General features: G+C 74.8%; 7 protein-coding genes. 6 read left to right on the top strand and 1 reads right to left on the bottom strand.

The features are described 5' to 3' along the window. Window positions 1-217: 217 nt before the first annotated feature. On the bottom strand, window positions 218-3,004 hold the full coding sequence (locus ACQ5SO_RS20785; protein WP_430943572.1) for a hypothetical protein: 2,787 nt from the start codon (window positions 3,002-3,004) through the stop codon (window positions 218-220). Between the two features lie 285 nt (window positions 3,005-3,289). Here ACQ5SO_RS20785 and ACQ5SO_RS20790 point away from each other — a divergent pair, with 285 nt between their 5' ends. From ACQ5SO_RS20790 to ACQ5SO_RS20815, 6 genes are all read left to right on the top strand, one after another. Beyond that, the gene (locus ACQ5SO_RS20790; RefSeq protein ID WP_430943573.1) at window positions 3,290-3,898 is read left to right on the top strand and encodes an anthranilate synthase component II; all 609 of its coding nucleotides are present in this window, start codon (window positions 3,290-3,292) and stop codon (window positions 3,896-3,898) included. Beyond that, window positions 3,898-4,923 carry an anthranilate phosphoribosyltransferase gene (gene trpD / locus ACQ5SO_RS20795; RefSeq protein ID WP_430943574.1) on the top strand — a complete coding sequence of 342 codons (1,026 nt, stop codon included), beginning with the start codon at window positions 3,898-3,900 and terminating at the stop codon, window positions 4,921-4,923. The genes ACQ5SO_RS20790 and trpD overlap by 1 nt, the downstream gene beginning before the upstream one ends. Window positions 4,924-5,091: 168 nt before the next feature. Beyond that, window positions 5,092-5,892 (top strand): indole-3-glycerol phosphate synthase TrpC, encoded by an 801-nt coding sequence (gene trpC, locus ACQ5SO_RS20800; RefSeq protein WP_430943575.1) that lies wholly within the window; start codon window positions 5,092-5,094, stop codon window positions 5,890-5,892. A gap of 236 nt (window positions 5,893-6,128) precedes the next feature. Continuing rightward, window positions 6,129-6,290: a hypothetical protein gene (locus ACQ5SO_RS20805; RefSeq protein WP_430943576.1), complete on the top strand. Its 162-nt coding sequence runs from the start codon at window positions 6,129-6,131 to the stop codon at window positions 6,288-6,290. Between the two features lie 309 nt (window positions 6,291-6,599). After that, a complete protein-coding gene (locus ACQ5SO_RS20810; protein WP_430943577.1) occupies window positions 6,600-7,769 on the top strand; it encodes a biopolymer transporter ExbB in 1,170 nt (389 codons plus the stop codon). Between the two features lie 3 nt (window positions 7,770-7,772). Then, the gene (locus ACQ5SO_RS20815) at window positions 7,773-10,526 is read left to right on the top strand and encodes a peptidoglycan -binding protein (protein WP_430943578.1); all 2,754 of its coding nucleotides are present in this window, start codon (window positions 7,773-7,775) and stop codon (window positions 10,524-10,526) included. Window positions 10,527-10,641: the final 115 nt, after the last annotated feature.

Here is a 10,641-nt window from a genome sequence, read left to right on the forward strand (position 1 = left end):
ACGGTGAACAATTCCCGCGCCCTGATGCGCGCGTCGCGGGAGGCCGGGCGTTTCGCCGGGAACGACAACGGGGGAGTTAGGGGGGAGGGAAGGGGCGCGCCCCTTCCCTCCCCTCGAGCTCCCCTCCCATCCGCAGGCTGTGGCAGCCGTCGGCGCAACGAAAAACCGCCGCCCCTTGGGGCGGCGGTTTCGCGTTTCAGGTCCTTGCGGGCTGCGCTCAGCGCTGCTCGAGCGCCGAGATCGCCGAGGGCATCGCCGTGCCCGCATGCACCGCGCCGAACCACTCGGCCGCGGCCTGGATCGCCTCGGGCGAGCCCCACAGCTCCAGCGCCGCGCCCTGGCCCGAGTTGCGCGCCTGGAAGGCGGCCTGGTCGAGCGAGGCGTGCAGCACCCGCAGGTTGGCGATCGAACGGATCTCCACGAACTGAAGCGAGCGGACGACGGCGAGGCCCATGTTCTCGGCCATCCGGCCCGCCGCGCCGATGCCGGTCGCGGGCGAGAAGATCGCCAGGTTCTGCTCCTTCGCCTCTTTCAGGAAGCGGCGCATGGAGGACATGGACATCGGCGTGCCGTCCGAGATCGGCTGCACCGCCACGGCGCCTGCGCGGGCCGAGGCGCGGACCTCGGCGCGCGAGGCGGCCTGCAGGACCAGCTCCACCCCGTTGGCGCGCAGGGCGGCCACGGTGTCGGCATCGGGCGCGTAGCCCACCGGGGCGACCAGGGTGACCGGCGCGCCGACCGCGTACATCGGGGCCAGCAGGCCCTGCGGGTCGATGGCCAGCACCGGGTCGACGCCATGCAGGACCACGGCCACGCGCGGGCCCTGCGGGGCGGCGGCGGGCGCGGGGGCCGGGGCGCCGGGGGTGGTCGGGCTCAGGTCCACGCCCACCTGGGGCAGGGACGGGGACGCGGAGCGGCCGGGGATCGAGGGCGCGGCGCCGCCGATGGTCGGCAGGCCGGCCATGCGCGGCTGGGCCATGCCGCCGCCGCCGTAGCGCACGACCTGGCTAGTGTTGCCGCCGCGCAGGCCGAGGGCGGCGGTGTCCGTGCCGCCGAAGTTCGGGGCGGCGCCGCCGAGGCTGGCCGGGCCGCCGATGGTCGGACGCGCGGCCGAGGCCTGGGCGCCGTTGAAGCCCGCCGCCTGGCGGCCTTCGGACTGAAGGCCGGGCGCGGCGTAGACGTTCGGGCGGGTCACGCGGCTGTCGGGCCGGGTCGAGATCGCGGCGACCAGCGAGGACGCGCGGCGGTCGTCGAGGCGGCCCGGGCCGAGCACGCGCGGCGCGGTGGCGGTCGGGCCGCCGGCCGCGGCCACGTCGCCGGTGCGGCGGGCGATCGGGGTGACCGGGGTCGCGCCCGGGGCGGCGACGGACGCTTCGCGTGCGCCGGCGCCGGCCTGGGTGGCGGACCCGACGCGGCGCACGGGCACCGAGCCCTTGCGCAGCACCGGCACCGCGGCGACGTCGACGCGGGTGACGGGGGTCGCGGTCTCGACCTGGGCCGGGCGCGGCCGCGGCAGCGGCACGCCCGCGTCGCGCAGGACGGCGGCGCGCAGGTCCATGTCCTCGGCCGCGTCCTCGGGCGCCTCGGGGGCGACGGCGCCGCGCGACACGCCGGCGTCGGGCGCGGTCGGGCGCGGGGCGGACTGAAGGCCCAGGCCGCTCGGGGCCGCGTCGAAGGCGCGGACCGGGGCGACGCTGGTGGTCGCCGGGCTCAGCGTCGCGACGCGCTGCGCCGGGGCGGGCGCGATCGGCGCGACGCCGCCCGGGGCGGGCATCGCCTCGGTCGCGGCGCGCAGGCCGGGGATGGATTCGGTGCGGATCGCCGGGCCGCGGCCGATCGACGGGGCCGAGAAGGCCGGGGCGGTGGGCATCGACGGGCCGGCCAGCGCCAGGCCGGGGGCCGCGCTCAGCGCCGGGGCGGCGGGCGCGGTGCTCTCGGGCGCCTTGAACACGAGGCCGTCGGCGGGGGCGTCGCCGCCCTCGGCCGCGGGCGCGTTTTCATCCGCCGGGGTGTCGGGCACGATCACGCCGACGCCGGGCACGAACACGGCCTGCGGGCCGTCCTCGTCATCGGCGGGGCGGGACGGGCCGCTCGGGGCCGGCGCGCCGACGCCGGGCATCGGCAGCGCGCGGCGCAGGTCCGGGCCGGACAGGCGCGAGGACGGGCGGGCGGCGCCGGGCGCGGTCATCGACGGCTCGCCGCCGAGGACGGGCGGGCGGGGGCCGCCGATGGACGGGGCGCCGAGCGACGGGGCCGCGGGGCCGCCGCCGAGGACCGGGGCGCGCGGGCCGCCGATGTTGGGGGCGTTCAGCACGCCGCCGGGCACCGCCGGGGCGCCGAGCGCGCCGGGGCCGGACATGCCCGGGGACAGGGCGGCCATGCGGTCGCCCGGGGCCGCAGGGGCGGCGGGTGAGGCGGGCAGGTTCAGCCCGGCGCCCGAGGGCGCGGACAGCCCGGCGGTCGCGTCGCCGCCCATCGGGGCGACCGGCGAGATCGCGCCGGGGGCGCGGCGCTGCTCGGGCAGGGCGATGTTGGCCACCGCGGCCAGCGCGTGGCCGCCGGAGGCGCCGAGGCCGCCGCCATGCTGGAGCGCGGCGAGGCGCGAGGCGGTCGGACGGGCGATGTCGCCCTCGGGGACGGCGACGGGCGCGGCGGGATCGAGCTGGCGGGCCGCCGAGGGGCGCGGGGCCGAGGCCTGGGCGCCGGCGAAGCCCGAGGGATCGGCGCGGTCGAGCGCGGCGAGCGCGTCGCCGTTCAGGCGGCTGACCGGCGCGCCGGCGCCGCGGCCGCCCATCGAGGCGACGTCGTCGGCGCCGCCGGGGGCGCCCATGCCGGGGGTGGAAATGCTGGGGGAGGAATAGATCCCGCCGTCGCCCGCGGCCTGCGGGGTCGCGGCGGCGACCTTCGGCGCGGCGGCCCCGCCCGGTTCGGGCGTCGGCGCCTTGCGCGCGGTTTCGTTCGGCGAGGGATCCTCGTCCGCGGTGAAGAACGTCAGGGCCACCACGGCCGCGGCAAGCACCGCGAGGCCGAGGCCGAGTCCCCGAAGGAAGCCCCCGATAGCACCCAGAAACGCCAAAGCTCTCACCCCTGAACGCGTGCGACCTGGCCGTGGGCGGCCGTGTCGCGGAAAACCTCACGCCGGGCCGCCTTGACGCGGCTCGACCCATCAACGCATTTATAGCGCCAACCGCATGGCGCAGGCCAGCCCTGCATGTCGCGCGCGCCGATGTCGGATCGCATCGGCGGCGTTGATGCCACACCCGATTCATGACGCGCAGGGGGCCGCCGGATGCTGCTGCTCATCGATAACTACGACAGTTTCACCTACAACCTCGTCCACTACTTCGGCGAACTCGGAGCGGACGTGGTGGTCCGCCGCAACGACGCCCTGACCGCGGACGAGGCGGTGGCGATGGCCCCGCGCGCCATCGTCCTCTCTCCCGGGCCTTGCACCCCGGATGACGCTGGAATCTGCCTTGAAACCGTGAAGAAAGCGTCATCCGCGGGGATTCCGCTGTTCGGCGTCTGCCTCGGCCACCAGGCCATCGGCCAGGCCTTCGGCGGCGAGATCGTGCGCTGCCCCGAGATCGTGCACGGCAAGACCGCGGACATCCTGACCCGGGACGAGAGCGTGTTCGCGGGCCTTCCGCGCAAGCTTCGCGGCACCCGCTATCACTCCTTGATGATCCGCCGCGAAACCCTTCCAGATGAACTGAAAATTACCGCCGAGACCGAAGACGGGATCATCATGGGGGTGCGACATAACAGCCTTCCGATCCACGGCGTGCAGTTCCACCCCGAATCAATCGCCTCCGAACATGGCCACGCCATGATCGCCAACTTCCTCCGCGACGCGGGCTTCAACGTCCCCGCGTCGCGCCTGCCGGAGCCTGCCTGATGCTCGACGCGCTCAAGCCCTACATCTCCCGCGCCGCCGACGGCCCGCTCTCCCGAGAAGAGACGGAGGCGGCGTTCGAGATCATGATGACCGGCGAGGCGTCGCCGGCGCAGATCGGCGGCTACCTGATGTCCCTGCGCGCGCGCGGCGAGACGCTGGACGAGATCGAGGCGGCGGTGACGGTGCTGCGCCGGATGATGGCGCGGGTGACGGCGCCCGCGGGGGCGATCGACATCGTCGGCACCGGGGGCGACGGCAAGGGCACGCTCAACATCTCCACCGCCGCGGCCTTCGTGGCGGCGGGCGCGGGGGCGGTGGTGGCCAAGCACGGCAACCGCAACGTCTCGTCCCGCTCGGGCGCCGCGGATGCGCTCACCTCGATGGGCGTCAACGTGATGGTCGGCCCCGAGGTCGCGCAGAAGGCGCTCGACACCTGCGGCATCGCCTTCCTGATGGCGCCGATGCACCACCCGGCGATGCGCCACGTGGGCCCGACGCGGGCGGAGCTCGGCGCGCGCACGGTGTTCAACGTGGTCGGCCCGATGAGCAACCCGGCGGGCGTGCTGCGCCAGCTGACCGGCGCCTATTCCGAGGCGATGCTGCGCCCGATGGCCGAGGTTCTGACCCGGCTCGGCACGGTCCATGCCTGGCTGGTCCATGGCGGCGACGGCACGGACGAGCTGTCGATTTCCGCCGCCAGCAAGGTGGTGGAGACCAAGGGCGGGCAGATCTCGGAGATGTCGGTGCATCCCGAGGATGCGGGCCTGCCGGTGCATCCGTTCGAGCATATCCTGGGCGGCGGCCCGGCCGAGAACGCTTCGAAGCTGAAGGCGCTTCTGGCCGGGGAGCGCGGCTCGCTCGAGGCGTATCGCGACGCGGTGCGGCTGAACGCCGGGGCGGGGCTGGTGATCGCCGGTCTGGCCGGGGACCTGAAGGAGGGCGCGGCCATGGCGGCCGAGGCGCTCGACAGCGGCGCCGCCAAGGCCAAGGCCGAGGCGCTGGCCGAGCTGACCGTCGCCGCCTGAGCCCCACAGGGGCGATAATTGGCGCAACGCATCGCCGGCGCGCCGCCAAGCCCCAAAAAAGGGCGGAGTTCGAGGGGGTCTCCCCCTCGATCGGGGGGCCGGGGGCGGAAGCCCCCGCAATCCGCCCGCCCCCTTCCGAAACCCCGCAATTCAGGCTATCCCGCGCCCATGACCGACATTCTCGACCGCATCAAGGCCACCAAGCTTGAAGAGATCGCCGCCGCGAGAGCCGCGCGGCCGCTCTCGGGCGTGGAGGACGCGGCCCGCTCCGCCGACCCGACCCGCGGCTTCGCCCGCGCCCTGCGCGCCAAGGCGGATGCCGGGGCATGGGCGCTGATCGCCGAGGTGAAGAAGGCCAGCCCCTCCAAGGGGTTGATCCGGCCGGACTTCAACCCGCCGGCGCTGGCCAGGGCCTATGAGGACGGCGGCGCGGCGTGCCTTTCGGTGCTGACGGACACCCCCTATTTCCAGGGCGCGCCCGAGTACCTGGTCGCGGCGCGCGGGGCGGTCTCGCTGCCCGCGCTGCGCAAGGATTTCATGTACGACACCTACCAGGTGGCCGAGGCGCGGGCCTGGGGCGCGGACTGCATCCTCGTGATCATGGCCTCGGTCTCCGACGCCCAGGCGGCCGAGCTGACGGCGGCGGCGAAGGAATGGGGCATGGACGCGCTGATCGAGGTGCATGACCGCGCGGAACTGGATCGGGCGCTCGACGTGGACAGCGAGCTGGTCGGCGTGAACAACCGCAATCTCAAGACCTTCGAGATGGATCTTGCGACGACGGAGGAGCTTGCGGCGCATGTCCCGGCGGACCGTCTGCTGGTGGCGGAGTCGGGGCTGTTCACCCCCGCCGACCTCGCCCGCTGCGCGCGGGTCGGCGCCAAGGCGTTCCTGATCGGCGAGAGCCTGATGCGCCAGGACGACGTGACCGCGGCGACGCGGGCGATCCTGGACCAGTCGGCGGCCTGAGGGCCGGGCAGGGCGCTCGCGTCCCGTCTCGGGAAGTGCCTGCAAGCGACTGAATATGCGGTAAATTCCCCCCTTCTTTCGGGAGCAAAGGCGGAAGGGCGGCATGGGCGGCTGGATGCGCTTCGCCTGGGCGCGGCTGCCGGAGGGCGAGCGGCTGGCCGACCATGTCGGCCCCCGCGGCCCCGGGCGCAGACCCGTGCGCCGGGTGGCGCTGGAGGGGGGCGCCGGACGAGGTCGTGGCCGTCTTCCATGTCGACGACGCGATGACGGATTTCCTGAGCGACAGCTGGTTCGAGACCCTCGGCGCGGCGATGGACGGCATGCGCGACCGGGTCGGCATCGCGCGCGATGACCGGCAGGTCCCGTCGCCGCCGCAGGCGCTGCACCCCGGGGGCTGACCGTCGCCGCGACCGCCCGCCCCGGCGCACTCCGCTTTCCCTTCCGGCGGGTCCGGCCGCGCCTGCGGCCGCGGCGCGAGGGGCCTCGACGGCCCCGAGCGGCGCAGCGCCTCCATGGGCCGCCGGGCACGACGCCCCGGTCCGCGCCCCCGGCCGACGGCCCGCCGGGGGCGGCGCGAAGGGCCCATGCGCCGCGCCCGCGAGGGCTTTCCCGCGTCGCCTCAATCGGTTAATCACGATCCGGTATGTTTCAGGACCGGCGCCGGTGCGCGCCGGACCGACCAAGGGCCGGGGGGCTGCGCGCGTATCATGAGCTTCGTGCAGGAAAGACAGATCGAATTCTCGCAGCCGGTCCGCCAGATCGTGCTGATGATCATCGCGCTGGCGCTGGTGGGCGTCGCCATCTTCTTCCTCTACGGCCAGATCTCGACCGTCTTCGCCGCCAACCCCTATCTGAACGGCGCCATCAGCGGCATCTTCCTGATCGGCGTGCTCGCCTGCTTCTGGCAGGTCTGGGTGCTGCGCTCCGCCGTCACCTGGCTCGAGGGCTTCGCCATCGACCGGCCGGGGCATGAATTCGTCAACCCGCCGCGCCTGCTCGCCTCGCTCGCCGCCCTCCTGCGCGACCGCCGGGCGCGGGCCTCGGTCACCACCTCCTCCTCCCGCGCCATCCTCGACGCCGTGGCGACCCGGATCGACGAGATGCGGGACATCACCCGCTACATCACCAACCTGTTGATCCTCGTCGGCCTGCTCGGCACCTTCTGGGGCCTCTCCCAGGTCGTCCCCGGCATCGTGCGCACCATGCAGTCGCTGAACACCTCCGAAGGCCAGGCCTCGATGGACGTGTTCAACCAGCTGATGGCGGGGCTCAACGACCAGCTGACCGGCATGGGCACCGCCTTCGCCTCCTCGCTGCTGGGCCTCGCGGGTTCGCTGGTGGTGGGGCTGCTGGACCTCTTCGCCTCGCACGGGCAGAACCGGTTCTACCGCGAGCTCGAGGAATGGCTGTCCTCGATCGTCAAGATCATCCCCGGCTCGGATGACGGCGACGGCTCCACCGTCTCCTCGGGCTACACCGCCGACCTGCTGGACCGCTCCGCCGACCAGATCGACGCGCTGGTGGAGATCACCCGCCGCGGCGAGGCCGCCCGCGCCGACACCGACCAGCGCCTCTCGGCGCTGGCCGAGGCCGTGGCCGCGCTGGTCGAACGCCCCGCCGCGGAGGCCCACGCGGCCCCCGCGCCCGACGCGACGCCGGACCTGCTGCGCCGCCTCGACCGCCTCGCCGCCACGCAGGAGCGGCTGGCGAACCTGCTCGAAGAAACCGCCGGCCCCGAGCAGGCGCAGCGCATGCGCTCCATCGACAACGCCCTGTCGCGGATGCTCGAAGAGGTTTCTTCGGGCCGCCAGGACGCGGTGGCCGAGCTGCGCACCGACCTCGCCCGCCTGACCCGCGCGGTGAAGGGCGAGGACTGATCCATGGCCCTGGGACGCCGCGGACAGCGCTTCGAGGCCAATGTATGGCCCGGCTTCGTGGACGCGATGACGGCGCTGCTTCTGGTGCTGATCTTCGTCCTCTCGATCTTCATGATCATCCAGTTCGTCCTCAAGGACGCGCTGACCGGCAAGGATGAGGAGCTGGACGCGCTGACGCGCGAGCTGGCGAACCTCGCCGAGGTGCTGAGCCTCGAGCAGACCCGCGCCTCCGATCTCGAGACCCAGGTCGGGTCCCTGCGCTCCAACCTCACGGACGAGACGGCGGAGCGCGAGCGGCTCGAGGCCCTCTCCGCCGCCCTGACGGCCGAGCGCGACGCCGCCCGGGCCGAGGCGGCGAGCTTCGAGGAGCAGGTCGCCGGGCTGATGTCCGATCTGGGCTCCGCGCGCGAGCGCATCGCCGCGCTGACCGAGGAGAGCGCCGGGCGGGCCGAGACCATCGCCGCGCTGCAGGAAGAAAGCGCCGCGCGGCTGAGCCGGGCGGAACAGCTCGACCTCGCGCTGGCGAACCTGCGCAAGGAGATTTCCGAGGCCGAGGAGGCCGCCCGCCTCGCCGCCGCCCGGCGCGAGGCGCTGGAGGCGCTGGTCGCCGACCTGCGCGCCTCGGCCGAGGAGAAGGACGGGCGCATCGCCGACCTGCGCGACCTCGCCGCCCGGCAGGAAACCGCGCTGGAGCGGCTCGAGGCGACGGCCGAGGAACGCGGCGCCCGCGCGGCGGAGCTCGACGCCCGCCTCCAGGACCTGCTGCAGATCGCGCGCGAGCGCGACGAGGCCCTGCGCCAACTCGACGCCCGCGCCGCCGCGCTGGAGGAGGCCGGGAGCGAGGCCGCCGCCAACGCCGCCGCCGCCGAGGCCGAGGTCGCCCGCCTGACCGAGGAGCTGGAGCGCCTGCGCGAGGATGCGAAATCCAAGCAGGTCTCGATCGAGACGCTGATGCAGGTCGCCCGCCAGCGCGACGCCGCCATGGCCGCGCTGCAGAAGCAGGCGAGCGGCGACGCCGCCGACCTGGCCGAAACGCGCGAGGCGCTGGCCGCCCGAGACGCCGCCCTGCGCGCCGCCCAGGACGCGCTGCGCGAGCGCGACGCCGCCATCGACCGCAAGGACGCCCTGATCGGCCGCCTCTCGGTCGTGAGCCAGGAGCGCGACGCCGCCCTGACCGCCCTGCGCGAGGCGATGGAGGGCCGCGACAGCCAGATCGCCGCGCTGCTGCAATCGGCCCGGTCCACCGAGCAGAAGCTGAAGGAGGCCGAGGCCGCCCGCGCCGCCGCCGAGGCCGAGGCCGCCGAGGCGCAGGAGAACGCCGCGCTCAGCCCCGATGCGCTGGAGGCGCTGCGGGTGGAGCGCGACGCGCTGGCCGATGACCTCGCCGCCCGCGCCGAGGCCGCCCGCGCGGCCTCGGCGCGCATCGACGCGCTCACCGCCCAGCTGGCCGAGACGCAGGCCGCGCTGACCGAGGCGACCGAGGCGCTGGCCGGCGCCGACGCCGCCCAGGCCGAGGCGGAGGAGAAGCTCCAGGCCGTCCTGCTGACCGCCGAGGAGCGCCGCGCGCTGGTCGAGGCCCTGACCGCCGAGAAGGACGCCGCCGCCCGGGACGCCCAGGCGCAGCGCGAGCGGATCGCCGCGCTTGAAGCGCAGGTCGAGCGGCTCGAGGCCGACCGCGATGCGCGCGATGAGCGGCTCGAGGCCGTGCTGCTGACGCAGGATGAGAAGGACAAGCTGATCCTGACCTTGCGTGAGCGGATCACCGAGGAAGAGAAATCCCGCGCCCTCGAGGCCGCCGCCGCCGCCGCGTTGCAGGAGCGGCTGAAGAACGCCGACACGGAGCTGACGGCGATGACGCTGGCCCTCGAGGAACAGCGCCGCAAGGCCGAGGAGACGCTGAGCCTGCTCGCCGCCGCGCGCAAGGCCGAGGAGGCCCGGGCCGAGGAGCTGGCCGCGCTGCGCGCCGACATGACCGCCGCCGAGGCCGCCGCCGCCAACCAGGTCGCCGCCTTGCAGGAGGCCGAGCGGGCGCTGTCCGAGGAACGCTCCGTCGCCGCCGCCGAGGCGCGGCGGGTGGAGCTTCTGAACCAGCAGACGCGCGAGCTGAAGCGCCAGATCTCCTCGCTGCAGAGCCTTCTGGACGAGAGCGAGACCCGCGACGAGGAAGCCAAGGTGCAGCTGCGCGAGCTGGGCGCGCAGCTCAACGGCGCGCTGGCGCGGGAGCTGGCGCTGAAGCGCAAGGACCAGCGGCGCCTGGCGGAGGAAGCCGAGCGGCTGAAGCGCGAGAACCAGAGCCTGGCGCGCTACCGGTCGAACTTCTTCGGCAAGCTGTCGGAGATCCTCGGCGACCGCGAGGGGATCGAGGTGGTCGGCGACCGCTTCGTGTTCCAGTCCGAGGTGCTGTTCGGCCCCGGCTCGGCCGATCTCGGGCGCGAGGGGCGCGACCAGCTCGGCCGGGTCGCGGATCTCTTCGCCGAGCTGCGCGGGGCGCTGCCCGCGGACCTGCCCTGGATCCTGCGGGTGGACGGGCACACGGACGACGTGCCGGTTTCTGCGGGCGGGCGCTATGCCGACAACTGGGCGCTGTCCCAGGCCCGCGCGCTGTCGGTGGTCCGGTTCCTCGTGGAGGAGAAGGGCTTCCCGGCGGAGCGCCTCTCGGCCAACGGGTTCGGGGAATTCCAGCCCGTCGATCCGCGCGACACGCGCGAGGCGCGGGCGAAGAACCGGCGGATCGAGCTGAAGCTGACGGAGCGGTGAGGCGGGCGCCAGGGATGGCGGGCGCCGTCGCGGGGTGACGGGGGGGGGGGGGGGGGGGGGGGGGGGGGGGGGGGGGGGGGGGGGGGGGGGGGGGGGGGGGGGGGGGGGGGGGGGG

It is taken from the genome of Rhodovulum sp. DZ06 (genome assembly GCF_050586345.1).
In the GTDB taxonomy this organism is placed as follows: Bacteria; Pseudomonadota; Alphaproteobacteria; order Rhodobacterales; family Rhodobacteraceae; genus JBOCEF01.

Excerpts from the sequence above, each read along its gene's own strand:
- ACQ5SO_RS20790 (WP_430943573.1), top strand. The coding sequence starts at position 3,290 with ATGCTGCTGCTCATCGATAACTACGACAGTTTCACCTACAACCTCGTC.
- trpD (WP_430943574.1), top strand. The coding sequence starts at position 3,898 with ATGCTCGACGCGCTCAAGCCCTACATCTCCCGCGCCGCCGACGGCCCG.
- trpC (WP_430943575.1), top strand. The coding sequence starts at position 5,092 with ATGACCGACATTCTCGACCGCATCAAGGCCACCAAGCTTGAAGAGATC.
- ACQ5SO_RS20810 (WP_430943577.1), top strand. The coding sequence starts at position 6,600 with ATGAGCTTCGTGCAGGAAAGACAGATCGAATTCTCGCAGCCGGTCCGC.
- ACQ5SO_RS20815 (WP_430943578.1), top strand. The coding sequence starts at position 7,773 with ATGGCCCTGGGACGCCGCGGACAGCGCTTCGAGGCCAATGTATGGCCC.